The 18960-nt window shown below is 67.9% G+C and carries 9 protein-coding genes; 3 read left to right on the top strand and 6 right to left on the bottom strand.

Annotated features, from left to right (window positions below):
* Window positions 1-38: 38 nt before the first annotated feature.
* From ACFWJO_RS16175 to ACFWJO_RS16155, 5 genes are all read right to left on the bottom strand, one after another.
* On the bottom strand, window positions 39-1547 hold the full coding sequence (locus ACFWJO_RS16175) for an MFS transporter (protein WP_386865499.1): 1509 nt from the start codon (window positions 1545-1547) through the stop codon (window positions 39-41).
* A 94-nt stretch (window positions 1548-1641) separates the two neighbouring features.
* On the bottom strand, window positions 1642-2835 hold the full coding sequence (locus ACFWJO_RS16170) for a lipid-transfer protein (RefSeq protein ID WP_386865497.1): 1194 nt from the start codon (window positions 2833-2835) through the stop codon (window positions 1642-1644).
* Between the two features lie 25 nt (window positions 2836-2860).
* Window positions 2861-5041, bottom strand: coding sequence for an acyl-CoA dehydrogenase (locus ACFWJO_RS16165; RefSeq protein WP_386865495.1), 2181 nt, complete (start codon window positions 5039-5041; stop codon window positions 2861-2863).
* Between the two features lie 89 nt (window positions 5042-5130).
* Window positions 5131-5391, bottom strand: coding sequence for a hypothetical protein (locus tag ACFWJO_RS16160; protein WP_386865493.1), 261 nt, complete (start codon window positions 5389-5391; stop codon window positions 5131-5133).
* A gap of 42 nt (window positions 5392-5433) precedes the next feature.
* A complete protein-coding gene (locus ACFWJO_RS16155; RefSeq protein WP_386865491.1) occupies window positions 5434-6435 on the bottom strand; it encodes a helix-turn-helix domain-containing protein in 1002 nt (333 codons plus the stop codon).
* Between the two features lie 52 nt (window positions 6436-6487).
* Between ACFWJO_RS16155 and ACFWJO_RS16150 the strand changes: the two genes are divergently transcribed.
* Window positions 6488-6892 (top strand): cupin domain-containing protein, encoded by a 405-nt coding sequence (locus ACFWJO_RS16150; RefSeq protein ID WP_386865489.1) that lies wholly within the window; start codon window positions 6488-6490, stop codon window positions 6890-6892.
* A 122-nt stretch (window positions 6893-7014) separates the two neighbouring features.
* Here ACFWJO_RS16150 and ACFWJO_RS16145 read toward each other — a convergent pair whose 3' ends face one another.
* The gene (locus ACFWJO_RS16145; RefSeq protein WP_386865487.1) at window positions 7015-11403 is read right to left on the bottom strand and encodes an FG-GAP-like repeat-containing protein; all 4389 of its coding nucleotides are present in this window, start codon (window positions 11401-11403) and stop codon (window positions 7015-7017) included.
* Between the two features lie 341 nt (window positions 11404-11744).
* On the opposite strand from ACFWJO_RS16145, the gene ACFWJO_RS16140 reads away from it, so the two are divergent.
* Entirely contained in the window at window positions 11745-18449 is a 6705-nt protein-coding gene (locus tag ACFWJO_RS16140) for an HNH/ENDO VII family nuclease (RefSeq protein ID WP_386865485.1), read from the top strand.
* The gene (locus ACFWJO_RS16135; RefSeq protein ID WP_386865484.1) at window positions 18446-18940 is read left to right on the top strand and encodes an SMI1/KNR4 family protein; all 495 of its coding nucleotides are present in this window, start codon (window positions 18446-18448) and stop codon (window positions 18938-18940) included. Before ACFWJO_RS16140 ends, ACFWJO_RS16135 begins: the two co-directional genes overlap by 4 nt.
* The last annotated feature ends 20 nt before the right edge of the window (window positions 18941-18960 follow it).

Raw genomic sequence — 18960 nt, 5'->3', positions numbered from 1 at the left:
CGCTCACCCGTACGAACGGCGTGACTCTAACAGGCCGTTCATGACTCCTCCGGATCTTTTCGCGGCGTCGGACCGGAGACCTCCGGCGAGGGCTGCGGCACCGGCTTCGGCGTGGGTTTCGACGTGGGCTTCGGCAGCCACAGCAGCATCAGGAGGGCGCCCGCGAGGAGGAGGCCCGTCGCCGTGCGGAAGGCGAGGGCGTAGCCCGCGGTGAGGGTTTCCGGGGTGATGGTGGCGCCCGTGCGGGAGGTGGCGATCGTGGAGAACGCGGCCAGGCCGACGGCGCCGCCCATGATGCGGGAGGTGTTGGCGAGGCCGGAGACGAGGCCCGTCTCGGAGGGCACCGCGCCCGAGGTGGCCAGTGCGGCGAGAGGGGTCGCGGCGAGGCCGAGGCCCGTCATCATCAGGACGCCCGGCAGCAGGATCGCGGTCACGTACGTGCCGTCGGGCGTCAGCGTCGACTGCCAGCCGAAGCCGACCGCCGCCGCGAGGGCGCCGAGCACGGCGAGGTTGCGGGCGCCGGTCGCCGGCATCAGGAGCGGGGCCAGTTTGGCTCCGACGATGACGCTCACCGAGCTCGGGACCAGGGCCAGGCCGGCCTGGAGCGGGGTGTAGCCGAGGACGTTCTGCGCGTACACCGTCATGAAGAACCACATGCCGTACGAGGACGCCCCGCACACGACGATCGCCGCGTTGGACGCGGAGACCGCGCGGGAGCGGAACACCCGCAGCGGCACCAGCGGTGCGGCCGCCCGCGCCTGGACGGCCACGAAGGCGGCGAGCAGGGCGATCCCGCCGAGCAGCGGCAGCAGGGTGGCCGGGGCGGTCCAGCCCGCCGCCTCCGTCTGCACGATGCCGTACGCGAGGGCCGTCAGGCCCGCCGTGACGAGCACCGCGCCCGGCAGGTCGATCCGCCGGACCCCGCCCGTGCGGCCTTCGCTCAGCCACAGCGCGGCGCCCGTGAGGACGAGGACGCCGACCGGGACGTTGACCAGCAGCACCCAGCGCCAGGACAGCAGGTCGACGAGGACGCCGCCGACGAATCCGCCCGCCGCGCCGCCGGCCGCGCCGACCGCCGTCCACGTGCCGATCGCCCTGGTCCGCGCGGGCCCTTCCGGAGCGGCGGCGGTGAGGATCGTGAGCGTCGCCGGTGACAGGACGGCGGCGCCGAGGCCCTGGGCCGCCCGGGCCGCGACCAGTTGCCAGCCTTCCTCCGCCAGTCCGCCCGCCACCGAGGCCAGGGTGAAGAGGGAGAGGCCGGCCACGAACATGCGCTTGCGGCCGAACAGGTCCGCCGCCCGGCCGCCGAGCAGCATGAAGCCGCCGAAGGCGATCGCGTACGCGTTGACCACCCACTGCAGCCCGGCCGCCGACAGCCCCAGACCGGCCCGCATCGACGGCAGCGCCACGTTCACGACGGACACGTCGAGGACGACGAGGAACTGTCCCGCGCAGGCGATCAGCACCACCAGCCAGAGGCGGCGGGGAGGGGACAGGGCGGGGGCGGCGGTGCGGGAGGCCGGGGAGGCGGATTCGGTTCGCGGCATGCGCGTCATGGTCGCAGACATGCCAAGACCCGTACATCGCGATATCGCCCCGGCCCACGGGCCCGCCCTCGCGCCACCGCCGGCAACCGCCGCCCTACGGCCTCCGGAGCATCGTCACCACCGCCGCGCCGCCCAGGCCGATGTTGTGGGCGAGGCCCACGCGCGCGCCCGGCACCTGGCGCGGGCCCGCCTCGCCGCGCAGCTGCCAGACCAGTTCGGCGGTCTGCGCGAGGCCGGTGGCGCCCAGCGGGTGGCCCTTGGAGATGAGTCCGCCCGACGGGTTGACCACCCAGCGGCCGCCGTACGTCGTGGCGCCGGACTCGACGAGCTTGCCGGACGCGCCCTCCTCGCACATGCCCAGCGCCTCGTACGTGAGGAGCTCGTTGATCGAGAAGCAGTCGTGCAGCTCGACGACGTCGACGTCCTCGATGCCGAGGCCGGAGGCCTCGTACACCTGCCGGGCCGCGGCCCGCGACATGGGCCGGCCGACGACGTCGATGCAGGAGCCGGAGGCGAAGGACTCCTCGGTGTCGGTGGTCATGGCCTGGGCCGCGATCTCCACGGCCCGGTCGCGCAGGCCGTGTTCGTCGACGAAGCGCTCGGAGACGACGACCGCCGCGGCCGCGCCGTCGGAGGTGGGCGAGCACTGGAGCTTGGTCAGCGGCCGGTGGACGGTCCGGGCGGCGAGGATCTCCTCGACCGAGTAGACGTCCTGGAACTGGGCGTTGGGGTTGCGGGAGGAGTGCTGGTGGTTCTTGGCGGCGACGGCGGCGAGCTGCACCTCCGTGGTCCCGTGGCGGTCCATGTGCTCGCGGGCCGCGTTGCCGAAGATCTGGGCGGTGGGCGGCGCCGCCTCGAAGCCGTGTCCGGCCGCCATGATCCCGTAGTGCCGGGCGACGGGCGAGCTCGCGAGGTCCGCGCCGCCCGAGCCGCCGCCGAGGGCGCCGCGCGTCATCTTCTCGAAGCCGAGCGCGAGCACGCAGTCGGCGGCGCCGCCCGCCACGAACTGCCGGGCCGTCATCAGGGCGGTGGACCCGGTCGCGCAGTTGTTGTTGACGTTGTAGACGGGCACGCCGGTGAGCCCGAGTTCGTACACGGCGCGCTGTCCGGCCGTCGAGGCCTGGAAGCAGTAGCCGACGGGCACCTGCTGGACGAGGCCGTACGGGATGCCGGCGTCGTCGAGGGCGGCGGTGCCGGCCTCCTTCGCCATGTCCCAGTACTGCCAGTCCCGGGTCTCCGGCTTCTCGAACTTCGTCATGCCGACGCCGACGATGTACGTCTTCCCCATGTCGGGGCCCCCTCGGTCTCTCGGGTCAGTCTCTGGGCAGGCCGAGCAGCCGCTCGGCGACGACGTTGAGCTGCACCTGCGTGGTGCCGCCCGCGATGGTCAGGCAGCGGGACATCAGCAGCCCGTGCACGGCCCGCTCCCCCGGCCCTTCGGCCACCGCGCCCGCCGGGCCAAGGAGTTCGAGGCCGAGCTCGGCGACCTTCTGCTGGTGGAGGGTCTGGACGAGCTTGCGGACGCTGGCGCCGGGGCCCGGTTCGAGGCCGGACACCTGGAGGAGCGTGGTGCGCAGGCCGATGCAGGCGAGGGCGTGGGCCTCGGCGACGAGGCCGCCGATCCTGGCCCGTAGGGCGTGGTCGGCGGTGTCGCGCGCGGAGGCGGCGACGAGCGCTTCCAGGCCGGTGTCGAAGGCGACCTGGTCGGCCATGTGGACGCGCTCGTTGCCGAGGGTGTTGCGGGCCACCCGCCAGCCGTCGTTCACCTCGCCCACGACCGCGTCGGCGGGCAGCACGGCGTCGTCGAACCAGACCTCGTTGAACAGGGACTCGCCGGTGATCTCCTTCAGCGGCCGGACGTCGATGCCGGGCGTGTTCTTCATGTCGACGAGGAAGTAGGTGAGGCCGCGGTGCCTGGGCGCGTCGGGATCGGTGCGGGCGAGGAGGATGCCGTAGTCGGCCGTCCGGGCCGAACTCGTCCAGACCTTCTGTCCGTTGACGCGCCAGCCGCCGCCCTCGACGGGTTCGGCGCGGGTGCGGAGGGAGGCGAGGTCGGAGCCGGCCTCGGGCTCGGAGAAGAGCTGGCACCACTGCTGTTCGCCGCGCAGGGTGGGCCCGAGGTGGCGGTCGCGCTGGGCGGGTGTGCCGTACGCGATGAGGGACGGCACGACCCAGGTGGCGATGGACAGCGGGCTGAGCCGGATGCCGAGGGCGTCCGCCTCGCGCTGGACGGCGAGCTGCTGGAGCGGCCCGGCACCGAGTCCGTACGGCTCCGGCAGGTGCGGCGCGGCGTAGCCGCTGCCGGCGAGGGCCTTGCGCGCGGCGTGCGGATCGAGCCCGACGGCGGGCGCGAGGGCTTCGCGGGTCGCGGCCCGGAACTCCGTGGCCTCCTCGGGGAGTTCGAGGCGGAGCTCGCGCCGGGTCCCGGCGGCGGCGAGGCGGACGGCGGAGAGGCGGTGGCCGTCGCCGGTGCCGAGGAGCTGGCGGGCGACGAGGGCGCGGCGCAGGAGGAGGTGGGCGTCGTGTTCCCAGGTGAAGCCGATGCCGCCGAGGATCTGGAGGGCGTCCTTGGCGGTGCCGTAGGCGGCGTCGAGCGCGGTGGCGGCGGCGAGGGACGCGGTCAGGGACCGCGCGTCCTCGCGGGTCTCGCGGGCGGCGCGGGCGGCGTCCCAGGTCAGGGCGCGGGCCTGTTCGAGCCGGACGAGCATGTCGGCGCAGAGGTGCTTGACGCCCTGGAACTGTCCGATGGGCCGGCCGAACTGGATCCGGGTACGGGCGTGTTCGGCGGCGGTGCCGAGGGCGCGGGAGGCGGTGCCGCAGGCGTCGGCGGCGAGGAGGACGGCGGCGAGGTCGTGGACGAGGCCGGAGTCGAGGGCGAGGACGCGCCCGCCGGGTACGAGGACGCCGTCGGCGCGGACCTCGGCGGTCGGCCGGGTGGGGTCGGCGGAGGCGTGGAGGCGTACGGCGAGGGTGTCGGCGTCCACGGCGAGCCACACGGTCCCGTGGGCGGCGCGCGCGGGCAGCACGATCAGGTCGGCGCAGGCCGCGCCGAGCACGGGCGGGGCGACGCCGTCGAGGACGAGCCCGTCGGCGGTACGGGAGGGCGCGGCGGTCAGGGTGCCGGCGCCGAGCGCCACGGCGGCGATCCGCTCGCCGCCCGCGACGGCCGCGGCATCCTCCCTGCGCCCGGCGCGGTGTAGCAGCTCGGCGGCGAGGACGCTCGGCAGATGGGGCCCGGGCAGCACGGCCCGCCCGGCCTCCTCCAGGACCACGGCGAGATCGACCAGATCGCCGCCCCCGCCCCCGCACTCCTCGGGCAGATGCACCCCGAGCAGCCCCTGCCCGGCGGCCCCGTCCCAGTACGCGGGCCGCTGGGCGGCGAGGCCGGGGAGGTCGAGGTGCCTGCGGACCTCCTCCGGCGGTACGGCGCGGGTGAGCCAGCCGCGGACGGATCGGGCGAGCTCCCGCTGTTCGTGCGTGATGGCGATGCCCATGGCACGGCAGACTAGAACACGTTTCAATCTGACGGAAGGTCAGATAAGCGATGGGATCGGAACTCGGACCGGAGCGCCGGCCGGCCGGACTAGGGGGCGGGGCGCTGGTGCCCGCACTCGATGCGGGCACCCGACTGGTCGCGCACGGTGGCCTCGTAGGCGAAGCTCACCCACACGCTGACGCCCTGATCGTGAAGGACGACCTCGAACGGCTTGTCGTCCTCGCCTTCGGGGGTGTCGGCGGCGATGGCGAACCTCTCCCCCGGGTTCATCCAGTAGTCCTCGCCCCACGGCTCGACCCAGATCGCGAGTGCCCGGTCGGTGTCGTTGCCCAATCTGATCTCCGGCATGGCCGCAGGGTAGGCGCCCGGTTCCACGACGGGCTCGGTGGGTCAGACGGCGCCCGGGCCGAAGCGGCGGCGGTACTCCGAGGGTGTGAGGCCCGTCTCGCGGCGCATCAGGGCCCGCAGGTGGGCCGCCGTGCCGAGTCCGCTGCTCCGGGCCACCACGTCGAGCCGCGTCTCACCGCGCTCGATCAGCCGGCGCGCGAGGGTCAGCCGCTCACCCGTGAGCCAGGCGAGCGGTGTCGTGCCGAGCTCGGCCCGGAAGCGGCGGTGCAGGGTCGCCGGACTGACGGCGGCCCGCGCCGCCAGGTCCGCGACGGCCAGCGGCTCGTCGAGCCGTTCCTGCGCCCACGCGAGGAGGGGCGCGAGCGATTCGTCGGGGATCTCCGGCACCGGCCGCTCGATGAACTGCCGCTGCCCGCCGTCCCGGTGGGCCGCGAACACCAGCCGCCTGCTGACGGCGTTGGCGATCTCCGCGCCGTGGTCCCGGCGCAGCACGTGCAGCCCGAGGTCCAGCGCCGCCGCGCTGCCGGCCGCCGTGAGGATGTCGCCGTCGTCCACGAACAGCACGTCCTCCTCCAGCCGCACCGCCGGGAACCGCTCGCGGAAGGAGTCGGCCCACTGCCAGTGCGCGGTGGCCCGCCGCCCGTCGAGGACGCCGGCCTCGGCCAGCGTGAACGCCCCGCTGCAGAAGCCGACGAGCCGCGCCCCGCGCGCGTGCGCGCGCCGGACGGCGTCGAGCACGGCCGGCCGGCGCGGCACCTCCACGTCGGGACGGTTGGGCACGATGACCGTGTCCGCCGTCTCGATCGCGGCGAGCCCGGCGACGCCGGTGAGCGTGAAGAAGCCGTCGCGCATGAGCGTGTCCGGCTCCGGCGAGCAGAGCCGGAAGTCGTAGAGCCGCTCGCGGCCGGGCCCGAGCTCGGGGCGCCGCAGCCCGAAGACCTCGGTGGCACAGCCGAGCTCGAAGGGGTTCGAGTTGGCGTCGACGATCACGACGACCCGATGGAGCCGCCGCCGGCGGCCGCTCTGCGAGGATCCTTGCGCCATGTGCGATTCCTAGCACTCACGCGGACGCGGCTCCACCCGCGAGGATCGCCGCATGAGCCCCGCACCCATCGAACCCGTCTCCCTCGCGACCGCCCTGGCCTCCTTCGACGCCCTGTGGAGCCCCCGCATCGTGACCCGCGTCAACGACTACGACGTCCGCGTCGCCAAGGTCGCGGGCGAACACCTCTGGCACGCCCACGACGACACGGACGAGTTCTTCCTCGTCCTCGACGGCGAGCTGCACATCTCCCTGCGCGAACCGTCCGGCGAGCGCACGGTCCGCCTCCCCAAGGGCGCCGTCTTCACCGTCCCCCGCGGCACGGAACACCGCCCGTCCGCCCCCGAGGGCGCGGCGATCCTGCTCTTCGAACCGACCGGCACGTCGACGGTGGGCGACCGCCACGACGAGATCCCGGACCACGTGGACGCGACGACGGGCCACGCACTCGACGTCTGACCGACGGGCCCTCCGTCACCGTCCCCTTGCCTCGGTGGCGCTCTGGGGCGCAGCTGCCGTCGCCCGCCCTTCCTCTCACGGACGGAGAAGAAGGGCGGACCTGTTACGGGAATGCGACGTGGTTACAGCTGGTATTCGAAGAACGTGACCCGATTGAACGTCCAGTTGTTCGGTGCGGCGTACCAGCTGCCGGTCGGACCGTCGAACTTGTTGCTGGTGTTGCTGGTCCAGGTGAACATGCGCACGCTGCCGTCGCTGTAGCCGTACAAAGCACCGAGGTCGTCGCGTCCGTCGCCGTTGTAGTCGCCGGTGACGAGTTTGATGTTCTCGCGCCACATGCTGCCGGCGGGGGCGGTCCAGGCCTCGTAGCCAGTTGCGAAGGAGCCGGTCTCCGCGCTGGGCCAAACGAACACGGCGTCGTGGCCGTCGGCGTAGTCGTACCAGGCTGCGATGTCGTCGCGCCCGTCGCCATTGAAGTCACCGGCGTGCAGGGTGGTGCGGTTGAAGTCGCCCCAGGTGGTGCTGGACCAGGACGACGACTCCGTGAACGTGCCAGCAGTGGTGGACGAGAACGTCCACAGCTTCTCGCTGCCGTCGGCGTAGCCGTACATGACGGCGATGTCGTCGCGGCCGTCCGCATTGAAGTCGCCGGTCACGGTTTTGGCGCGGGCCTTTTCCCAACCGGTGAAGCGGTTCCAGGAAGTTACAGGACGGTTGAACGTGCCCTGGACGGTACTGGTGAAAGTGAAAATGGTGTCGGACTTGTCGTAGTAGTCGTACCAGACAGCGATGTCGTCGCGCCCGTCGCCGTTGAAGTCTCCACTGTGCGGCGTCATGCGGGCGAAGGTCCAATGGCCGGAGGGAACCTGCCAGGACTTGACCGGGGCAGCGAACGTACCGTCACCCTTACCGATCCAAGTGATCATTGCCACGCCGCCGTCGCTGTATCCGTACATGGCGGCGACGTCGCCGAGGCCGTCGCCGTTATAGTCCCCAGTCAGCCGCTTCATATTCTCGGCGTAGTAGTTGCCTGTGGCTGCTGACCAGACGTTCCGCGGTGCCTGGAAGGTACCATCCGAGTTCGCCGCAAATGTGTGGACCGCGTCACTGCCGTCGGCATAGTCATACCAAGCCGTCATGCCGCTGCGGCCGCTGGCGTTGTAGTCGTGTCGGATTCCCGTGCCACTGGACCACAGGGACTGGTTCTTCTCGTCGTACACCACCAAGTCACCGGAGTCCTGCAACAGGGCGTACCCAGCGGCGGGGTTGTACGCATTCGTGTCCCACACCTTGTCGCTGCCCGCGTATCCCGCGATGTTGCCGTTCTCCTGCACGCGGGCGATCGTGCCGACCCTGCCGCCTGTTGTTGCCCAGAGCTTCTTGCCACTCTTGGTCGAGGTGATGCTCAGGTTGCCATCCGCACCCATAGTTAGTTTCGCCGACTGAGAGACGACCGACTGACCAGCCTGCAGCACGGTGCCGACGACGAGACGGATTCCCCCCACCACACCGTCGATAACGAACTGGGTTCCGAAGCCAGTGAGCGCGGTTGGCGTGCCGGTGCCGGGCCAGCCGACCATGCCGTCGTCGACCTTACGGGCCCACAGGTCAATGATGCCATCGCCGTCGAGATCGCCGGAGGTGCCCAGTTGCGGGTAGTCGGACTTCTTGAAGCCCGTGCCGATCTTGACTCGTGCACTGCCCCAGGTCGCGAAGTTGACGGTCTTGACGGACGCGTCGACGCTGGCGGGGTCGGCTGTACCGTAGGAGCGGTACAGATCCCCAGAGGTTTCCTCCCGCAGCAAAAGGTCGGGAAGCATGTCACCGTTGATGTCACCGCTGGAGATGATGGTGAACCTGTCCCAGTCGAAGCCGCCCACCAGCGTAGGCCGACCATTTGCGTCGTTCAGTCTGACGGAGCGGTTGCCCTTGTAGAACCACAGCCTCTGGCCCTGCTTGACGAGGATGTCCGGCTTTCCATCGGCATTGTAATCCCCAGTCTGGATCTGGTCAGCGTCCTTCCAGTGGTTGTCCCCCTTCCAGTCCGGCTCGTCCGGGTAATGGCAGGTCGTGTTCTCGACGACCTCCGGACACCTCACCCTGAGCGTGAGAGGGCTTGCGTCTTCGAGGACGCCTTCACTGGTGTTCGCGTAAACCCGGAGGTCTTTCCTGCCTTCGTTGTCCGGGTTCGCCACCAGAGCCACGAGGTCGTTGTATCCATCCTCTCCCCAGTCGCCAGAAAAGGCGATCTGCTGCTCGGGGAAGGTGACGCCTCCGAGAGTGCCGTTGATGGTGGAGAAGTGGCGATTTCCGGCCCCCGCATATGCGAGAAGCGTGCCGTTGCTGTTGGGGCTCCAGATGTCCTTGTAGCCGTCGCCATTCAGGTCGCCGAGCTCATCTCCCAGGATGCTAGTCGCCGCATAGTAGAGATAGGTGGCCGTGTCTGAGCGGTTGCCGGCCCCGTCGACGCTATAGGCATAAATGAGATGCGGACCGGCTGAGGTGATCTTGACAAGACCTGAGTGAACACCGCCAGCAAACTGGGCCTCCTTGAGGTCTGGGTCAGTGTCGGTCCACCAGTAGATCTTCTGGACGTCCTGCGCGCCGTTGGGGTCAAACGTGAATGTGGCTTCTGTACGGGACGCGCCCGTCTCCGCTGGGCGCCCCGACTCTCCCGAGGGGTAAATGGGCTTTCCGTCGCTGCCACGAGGGGATTTGATCTGCGGAGCGCTTTCCGGACGGGTACGGTCGACGGCGAAAGCGCACGGCGCGTCCTTCCAGCCGGAAGACGCTCCATCTGCGTCGACGGCCTTGACCCGCCATGAGTAGCTGATGCCGTCACCGCCCGGTGTCACGGCGGCGGGGACGACGAGCGTCGCGTAGCGGTCCTTGAGTGCAGGGATGTTCTGCGCAAGGACGCGGGTGCTGGCAATGCCCTTCTTCTCGTAAAGCTCGAACACGGCGGTGAGATTGCCAGCGTCCTTGTCGCTGACCTTGGCGTACAGGCTAACCGTCGTGTTGCCGATCAGCGCCCCGCTGGTGCAACGGGAAGCGGGACTGGTACCCAGCCCGCTGGGCAGTCCCGGGAGGTGGTTGTAGACGGTCTCGAGGACGGCGGTCTTGGGGTCGAACTTCTTCCACCCGTACGTGTCACTCTCGTCCGCAGCCCTCATCCCCAGCGTAATGCCTTCCTTGCCGGCTGCGGCTGCGGTGCGCATCCAGCTTGTGGCGTCGAACTCAAGGTTGCCTGCCCCGCACTGCGACGACCATCCCTTGGAGGCGTTGACCTCGCTGATCGGGGTGTTGGGCACGGGTGTGGGTTGATTTACCCAGCTTGTCTTGGAGTTGATGGGCCCGCTCAGAAAGAGCTGCACCTTGCGGGGCTCGCATGACCACGACCAGATGTTCTTGATCCGGAACGTCGCCGACTTAATCTGCGCCCCCATCAGGCCGCTGGTGTCGACCTGGAAGAAGGACCGCGACAGTCCATCAGTCTCGTTCTCGTACCCAACTCGGACGACGTCCTTGGCATTCCAGTAGGAGTTCTGCGGGAACTTCTTGTAGACGCGGGTCCAGTTCCACTTCTGCCGGTCGCCATATCCCCAGCTGGGGTCGATGTACACCGGGTAGGTGGTCTCCGCCCCGGTCAGCAGCTGCTGGTCCGGGGTGATCGTGAGAGAGTCGGCGGTCAGTTCGGTGGGCATCTGGGCGTCCCTCGCCCCGACGCCCGGCTCAAATACCTCACCTCCGTCGGCCTCGGTGGCGCTCTCCGCCGTCGCCGTGGCCGTCGCTGTCCGGGCGGTCGCCCCTGAGGGCGCACTCGACGTGGACGTCGAGTCCCACATCATCGGAGCGGCGCTGGAGAAGACGATCTGTCCGGCCGGGTCCTTGGCCGTGAGGCTCCCGGTCTCCGCGTCCTTATGGACGCTCAGACCCACCGTGTCCAGGCCAAACTGGAGCTTGGCCAGTTCAGGGTTCTTCGCGGCCTCGGCAGATTTGACCACGAACAGCTGAGAGAAACCCTCGATCTCGGCCTTGAGCTGGAGATCGACGCCAGGCAAAACCTCGGCATAGGTCGCGATGTTGCCGGCCAGGACGGGCTTGGGCAGCGCCGTCGGCCAGGTCAGCGAAAGCGTGCGGCCATCCATCGCACCAGAGATCAGTGGCATGGAGCCACCACCGGAGAACTTCACCGCGACGCTCGTCGCCTTGGCAGCGACGGAACCGTCCTCGGTGAACGCCAGAGTGGGGTCAGCCGTGACCCATCCCCTGTCACGCCACAAACGCACGGGGGTCCCGTACTCGTGCACCTTGAACCCGCCCTCGGGCTGTGCCCAAGTGTCCGACGTCTCGGTACGCGCGGAGACGAGCTCGTACGGAGCGCCGGTTGCTGCCGCCCGCTGCAGGGCGTAGTCCTCTTCGCTGACGGCTCCACTGGCCACCGGATCGTAAGCCACAGCCGGAGCCAGCGACGGGCTCGCGGCGGGAGTCGCGCCGGGAGCAAGCAGCACACCGGCCAATAGCCCTGGAACGAGCCGGCCCCCCCACCCCGATCTGACAAACAATGATTTCTTTATGGACACGATCTACGCCTCCCCATATCGATGTCCTGGGAAATTCCCGCCGACTCTACCCCGAGAGAGCACCACCTGGCGGCCTTGCAGGTCATGAGGTCAAGGCATCGCGACCTGCGGTGACTTGCCCCCCGCTGAGGCATTCTTCGTCACCTACCAGTCCTGCGGCGGAAAACTACCGCACCATCACGGAAATCCGTTGCTATTGTGGCGCGGATTTTTCTCTTCCAAAGGGGTGGGACGTGAGACGCTTCCGAATACGGGGATGGGCTGCGGCATTGGCCGCAGCAATGGCAGTCGGCCTGACGCCGCCCACGGCCACAGCCGTCGGCGCCGCAGAGACCTCTACACTGAGGACTTCGCTGCCGAATCTGAAGCAGCCGAAGCCCGTGCCAGTCGTGCCGCTGCGTACGGGTGATACCCGCAGCCGTCCGGACGACGCGGCAGCCACAGCAGTGACGCGCGCGGCGTGGCCGGCTCCCGCAGCGCAGACCGTCGCGGTCACCGACACGCAGCCCGCGCTTCGTAGCCGCGCTGCGCTCGGCGCCGGACTGCCGGTCACCGTGACAGCGGTCGCCGAGAAGGACCCGAAGGCCCGGGCTCTGACTCGGGCGAGGATCTCGGTCGAACCGCGTGCGACGGCCGAGAAGGTCGGCTTGGACGGCATCCTGATGTCAGTCGGTAGAGCCGACGGCGTGAGAGCCGGGGGGCACGTCCGAGTCAGCGTCGACTACTCGAACTTCAAGGACGCGTACGGCGGCGACTGGGCGGCGCGGCTGCGTCTGGTCCAGCTCCCAGCCTGCGCTCTGACGACACCGGACAAGGCAACCTGCCGCGTCGCGAAGACGCTGGCGACGACGAACGACACGAAGAGCCAGAAGCTGTCAGCCGTCGCTCCGGTGCCCGCCGGTACCAGCTCTGGCGCGCTCGCGCCGAGTGCGATGACTGTTCTCGCCGCGACCTCGAGCGAAGGCGGCCCGACCGGCACCTTCAAGGCCACGTCCCTCGAGGCATCCGGCGCTTGGAACGCCGGTGGCGCCACGGGCGCGTTCACTTGGAGTTACCCGGTTAAGACGCCTCAGGTTCCGGGCGGCCTCAACCCCAGCGTCGCGCTGTCCTACAACTCCCAGTCCGTCGACGGCCGCATGGCCGCCACCAATAACCAGGCGGGCTGGATCGGCGACGGCTGGTCGTACGAGCCGGGCTACATCGAGCGTCGCTACAAGTCCTGTGAAGACGACAAGACTGGTGGCACCAACACCACGCAGGTCGGCGACCAGTGCTGGTACACAGACAACGCCACGCTGTCTCTCGGCGGTAAGACGACCGAACTTGTCTACGACTCCGCCAAGGGCTGGCACCCCGTCTCCGACGGCGGCGAGAAGATTGAGAAGCTGACCGGCGCAACCAACGGCGACCTCGGCACCGCGGGCGCCAAGGGCGAGGGCGCCACCGGCGAGTACTGGAAGATCACCACGCTCGACGGCACCCAGTACTACTTCGGGCGCAATCGACTGCCCGGCTGGACCAGCGGCAACCCGGAGACCAACTCCACTTTGGCAGCACCGGTTTTCGGAAACCACTCCGGCGAGCCTTGTTACAACGCCTCCTTCGCTGCCGCCTGGTGCCAGCAGGCGTGGCGCTGGAACCTCGACTACGTCGTCGACCCACGCGGCAACGCCATGGCCTACTTCTGGAAGAAGGAGAAGAACAACTACGGCCGCAACGTCAACGCGACCACGGGAGCGTCCACCAAGACACCCTATGACCGCGGAGGCTACCTCGAGCGCATCGAGCACGGCCTGCGCGACCCTGCTCCGTACGGGGCGAAAGCCATGGCAAGAGTGCTGTTCACTTCCGTCGACCGATGCGATGCAGGAAACACCTGCTCCTTCGACGCAACGAACGCACCGAAGTGGCCTGACACCCCGTTCGACCTGTACTGCGCGGACAGCGCAACAGCCTGCAAGGACCAGACTTCACCCAGTTTCTGGTCCAAGGTGCGACTGCAGAACATCAAGACGCAGGTCCTCACCGGCGGCACCTACGCGGACGTCGACAGTTGGGAACTGACTCAGTCGTACCCGCCGTCCGGAGACGGCATCTCCCGGCCCATGTGGCTGTCCGGAATCGGGCGCAAGGCCACAGACGGCACCACCACCGTCGACGTCCCCACCGTCACTTTCTCCGGCCAGCAGAAGGCCAACCGCGTCGACAACCTCACTGACGGCCTGGCGCCGTTCATCCGGCTGCGCATGTCGCAGATCACCACCGAGACCGGCGGCACCATCGGTGTCTTCTATCACGACCCTGACTGCACAGCGTCGACCCTGCCCCCGCTGGACGCCAACAACGGGACCCGCTGTTACCCCGTCAAGTGGGAGGCCGAGGGAACCAGTCCCACACAGGACTGGTTCAACACCTATCCCGTCAGCAAGGTGGTCGAGGGTGACAACCTCGTAGACACTCCAGACGTTGTGACCGAGTACAGCTATGTCGGCGACGCAGAGTGGGCCAAGAGCGAGGACGAGTTCACCAAGGCCGAGTACCGCCAGTACTCCGAGCCACGCGGCTACTACCTTGTCCAAACCCGGAAGGGCGCCGGCATGGACCCGCGCACCCTGACCGAGACGCGCTACTTCCGCGGCATGGACGGCGCCCAGGTGAAGAACACCGCCGACGTCTCCGTAACAGACCGCAAGCAGTTCTCCGGCACGCCCCGCGAGCAGGTCACGTACAACGGCGACGGCGGAGCGTTCGTCAGCTCTACCTCGTTCACCCCATGGTCCTCGGCTGCCACCGCAACTCGCAGTCGATCAGGCCTTCCCGACCTCAATGCCTTCATGACCGGCACAGAGGCCGAGGAGACCCGCACGGCGGTCACCGGCGGCAAACGGTCCACCAAGAGCATCCGCACCTTCGACGAGTACGGGCTGGCCAAGACCGTCTCCGACCTCGGCGACACCGCCAAGACCGGCGACGAGAAATGCACCACCCTCACCTACGCCCGCACCGGCACCGCGATGATCCTGGACAAGGTCGCGCGTGCCGAGACCGTCGCGGTCGCCTGTGGGGCCGCGGTGTCCAGGCCCGGTGACATCGTCGACGACGTCCGCACGTACTACGACGGCAAGCCGCTCGGTGAGGCACCGACTAAGGGCCTGGTGACCAAGACCGACCGCATCAACGGCGCAGGCAACGACTACGAGGACACATCCTCCACGCCCAGCGACTGCGGAGCGGACGGCAAGCAGCTCTGCTACGACGACTACGGCCGCCAGCTGGCCACGGCCGACGCGTATGGCGAGGTGACCCGCACCGCCTTCACCGGCACGGCGGGTGAGGTGCCGACCGGCATGACTGTCACCAACCCACTCCTCCACAAGGTCACGACTGTTCTTGAACCGCGGCGCGGCCAGCCGACCAAGATCACTGATGCCAACGGCAAGGTGAAGACCATGGTCTACGACCCGCTCGGTCGTCTCACCAAGGCCTGGTTGCCGTCACGCCCGCAGGCTACGAACCCGACCTCGCCGAATTTCCAGTTCGACTACCTCGTCCGCAACAACGGACCGATCATTACCACCACCAAGACGCTCAGCCACGACAACAGGTACCAGACGAGCTACACCTTCCAAGACGGCCTTCTCCGTACCCTGCAGACCCAGCGGGAATCCCCGGACCGCGCCGGCCGACTCGTCACCGAGTTCTTCTACAACTCGCGCGGCGAGACCGTCCGCGACTCCGGCACGTACTTCGCCGCAGGCCCCCCTGAGCAGGTCGCCGTCACCGGCCAGCAGACCATGTACCCGTCGTCGACGGAGACCCTCTACGACGGCGCCGGCCGGGCCACCGCGGTGATCGCGAAGAAGTACACGACCGAGACCAAGCGCACCACCACCACGTACACCGGCGACACGACCACGGTCGTTCCCCCGGCCGGTGGGACCGCGACCACTACGGTCGTAGACGCCCTGGGTCGCACGGTCGAGGTCAAGGAGTACACAGACACAGCTCGCAGCACGTCGCAGTCGCTGACCTACGCCTATGACAAGCACGGCCGCATCCAGAAGATCACCGATGCCTCCGGCGCCGCGTGGACCTACGGGTACGACATCCGTGGCCGCCAGACAGATGTGACGGACCCTGACAAGGGCTCTACGCACACGGACTTCGACAAGGGCGACCGTGCCATCGATGTGACCGATGCACGTCAGATCAAGCTCCACACCGACTACGACAAGCTCGGCAGGCCCACAGCTCGCAAGAAGGGGACGACTCTTCTCGCCGACTGGACGTACGACGCCCTGAATGCCAAGGGACTGCCGGCGAAATCGACGCGGTACGACGAGAAGGGCAATGCCTGGGTCACCGAGGCCAGTCATTACGACGGTCTCGATCTCCCGACCGTGACGAAGGTGACGGTGCCGGCCTCGGAGACGGGGCTCGCGGGGACATACGAGTGGTACACCACGTACAACCCGAACACGGGCCAGATCGCCGACGTCGAGCAGCCGGCGATGGCGGACCTTCCCTACGAGATGGTCAGCAACGGTTACACCGCCGTCACCGGTCTCCCCGACAGCGTCACCACGGACGACCACACGCTGATCTCGCAGACCAGGTACGACCACTACGGCCGTCCGACGCGTGTCGAGTACAGCGAGTTCGGTCGTCACCTGGTGACGACCTCCGAGTACGACGAACACACGGGTAACCTGACCCACTCCTACACCGACCGGGACACGGCCCCTCAGCGTATCGAGGACACCGCGTACACCTACGACCCGGCGGGCAACATCACGCGGATCGCGACGGCCTACGGCCAGGACGCAGCCCGCACGACCGACACCCAGTGCTTCCAGACCGACGCCCTGCGCCGGATAACCGAGGCATGGACCAACACCGGTACCGAATGTGCCGCGACTCCGTCGGAGAGCGTGGTCGGCGGTCCGGAGGCTTACTGGACCAGCTACACCTACGACGCTGTCGGCAACCGCAAGACGGAGGTCCAGCACAAGACCACGACGGGCCCGACGGCCGACGTCGCCCGCACGTACGCGGCACCGGACACCGGTAAACACAACCTGCCTTCGGTGACGCAGACGGGTTCGGATGAGCGTACGGACACGTACACGTACGACAAGGCCGGCAACACCCAGACCCGGAAGATCGGCACCGCGGATCTGGAGAGCTTCGCCTGGGACGACGAGGGCCACCTCAAGTCCACCACCAAGGTCACCGACACCACCAGCTACCTCTACGACACAACTGGTGCGCGCCTGGTGCGCCGGGACTCGACGGGAACGACGCTCTACCTCCCCGGCGGCAACGAGCTGCACCGGGACAAGGACAACAAGGTCACGGGCACTCGCTACTACGGCAGCTACGCCATGCTGAAGGGCGGCAAGCTCACCTTCCTCCTGACAGACCACCACGGCACGACCACGACCCAGGTTACTCACGACGCCCCGCAGACCGTCACGCGCCGCAAGACCAACATCTTCGGGGCTCCCCGCGGCAACCAGCCCACTGACTGGCTCGGCGACAAGAGCTTCGTCGGCGGCACCAACGACGCCGACACGAACCTGACCCATATCGGCGCCCGCGAATACGACCCGATCACGGGCCGCTTCATCAGCGTCGACCCCCTCCTGGAACTCGACAAGCTGCAGACCCTGTCCGGCTACAGCTACGCCGCCAACAACCCCGTCTGCTTCTCCGACCCGACGGGTCTCGGTCTCGACGACGGCACCGGGCACACGGAGCGCACGGACGGGAAGGCGGGTCAGGGAGACGGGAAGCAGTGGTGGCAGCGAGAAACCGGCGAACTGAACGAGACTACCGTCGCAGCTGTCACAGATCCTGCAAACGAAACCGAGCGCTTCATCACCGAAGCGGCCAAGAAGCACCTTGGCACCGGTGACGGCTATGCGAAATGGCGGCAGGTCTACCGGAAATACATAAACACTTGGCCTGGAGAATCCGCGACTGCACAGGAACTGATGGCGGCTGCCGCAGCCTCCTGTATCGGGCCCAACGCTGCGGAATGCCCTCCAGCTTTGGTCGATTTGTTCTGGGATATTTCACAGTACCGCGACCTCGTTGTAATCACTGAAGAATACGGAGCGTACGAGGGTGCACCGCGGGCTCCCGGAGGCGAGGGGGTGCGAGGGCAGTCGAGAGGCTGCACCCAGTGCTTCCTGGCCGGCACCGACGTCAAGATGGCCGACGGATCGACCAAGGACATCGAGAAAATCAAGGTCGGCGATCAGGTGCTCGCCACCGATCCCTACACCGGAAAGACCGAGGGACGCACGGTAACTCAGCTCATCGTCACGGAGGACGACAAGAAGTTCAACGAGCTGACAATCCTTACGCCGCACGGCCGCGAAAAGCTCACGGCTACGCACGAGCACCCGTTCTGGGTTGTTTCCGAGCATCGCTGGGTCGAGGCAGGGACCCTGCAGGCAGGGATGACTCTGCGCACCGACAACGGCACTACGGTCACCGTCGCCGGCAATCACTCCTTCTCGAAGACGGCCCGCACTTACAATCTCACGGTCGATGGCCTGCACACGTACTATGTGTTGGCTGGTGCGACTCCCATCCTGGTTCACAATTCGAACTGCCCCAAGTTCTGGACGCGGACCGAATACGGCGGCCAGCGCATCTACCAACGTGACGACCTGGTGGATCCGGGCTATGTTTCTCCTGCAGACAAGTACGGTCGGAGCAATCTTAAGAGAATGAAGCAGGGGCTGGCCCCGATGGGTCCGGACGACAAACCGATGAACCTTCACCACATGCTCCAGACCCAAGATGGGCCGATTGCCGAAGTGACGAACTCTATGCACTTCGGCAACTACAATCAGTTGCACTGGAAGTCAGGCACAAAGATCCCCAGCGGAATCGACCGAGATGCATTCAACGCCTGGAAATCCCAGTACTGGAAGAACCGAGCGAAAGGATTTGGCGGATGACGCGAGGTGTCGAGGCGAGTGAGCGGCTGATCGAGCTGGTTCGCAGGAACGACGACATTGCAAACCACGCCGCCGGCTGCGACGCAGAAACGGTGGCCGCCGCCGAAAATGAGCTGGGTATGGCTTTCCCTACATCGTACCGACTCCTGATTAAAGAGTTCGGGACTTGGGACATCGCCGGCGAAGAGTTCCTCGGCGTATACCAGACGTCCGCAATGGGGTCGAAACTCTTGGGCTCCGTAGCAGAAACCCTGGATGCCCGCAGACGATACGGAATGCCATCTGACCTCATCGCTGTGATGTTCGACGGAATGGGCGGTCTGGTAGTCCTAGATTCCTCGCGCGTGGATCAGGAAGGCGAGTATCCCGTCCTTGTTTGGAACCCAGGAGTTGCGGACCGTCAAAGCATGGAGAGGCTCGGGGACGATTTCGGGTCCTTCGCATTCGCCTTGTGCCAGCGGGCCGTAACCCGCTGGCGGGAATCCGACTGAAACTGAACGCCAGGTGAAAA

Origin of the sequence: Streptomyces sp. NPDC127092, assembly GCF_042722475.1 — a bacterium.
In the GTDB taxonomy this organism is placed as follows: domain Bacteria; phylum Actinomycetota; class Actinomycetes; order Streptomycetales; family Streptomycetaceae; genus Streptomyces.
This window is presented reverse-complemented; position numbering and strand designations above follow the sequence as displayed.

Coding starts and splice junctions, on each gene's coding strand:
- ACFWJO_RS16135 (WP_386865484.1), top strand. CDS start 18,446: ATGACGCGAGGTGTCGAGGCGAGTGAGCGGCTGATCGAGCTGGTTCGC.
- ACFWJO_RS16165 (WP_386865495.1), bottom strand. CDS start 5,041: ATGGGCATCGCCATCACGCACGAACAGCGGGAGCTCGCCCGATCCGTC.
- ACFWJO_RS16160 (WP_386865493.1), bottom strand. CDS start 5,391: ATGCCGGAGATCAGATTGGGCAACGACACCGACCGGGCACTCGCGATC.
- ACFWJO_RS16150 (WP_386865489.1), top strand. CDS start 6,488: ATGAGCCCCGCACCCATCGAACCCGTCTCCCTCGCGACCGCCCTGGCC.
- ACFWJO_RS16175 (WP_386865499.1), bottom strand. CDS start 1,547: ATGCCGCGAACCGAATCCGCCTCCCCGGCCTCCCGCACCGCCGCCCCC.
- ACFWJO_RS16155 (WP_386865491.1), bottom strand. CDS start 6,435: ATGGCGCAAGGATCCTCGCAGAGCGGCCGCCGGCGGCGGCTCCATCGG.
- ACFWJO_RS16170 (WP_386865497.1), bottom strand. CDS start 2,835: ATGGGGAAGACGTACATCGTCGGCGTCGGCATGACGAAGTTCGAGAAG.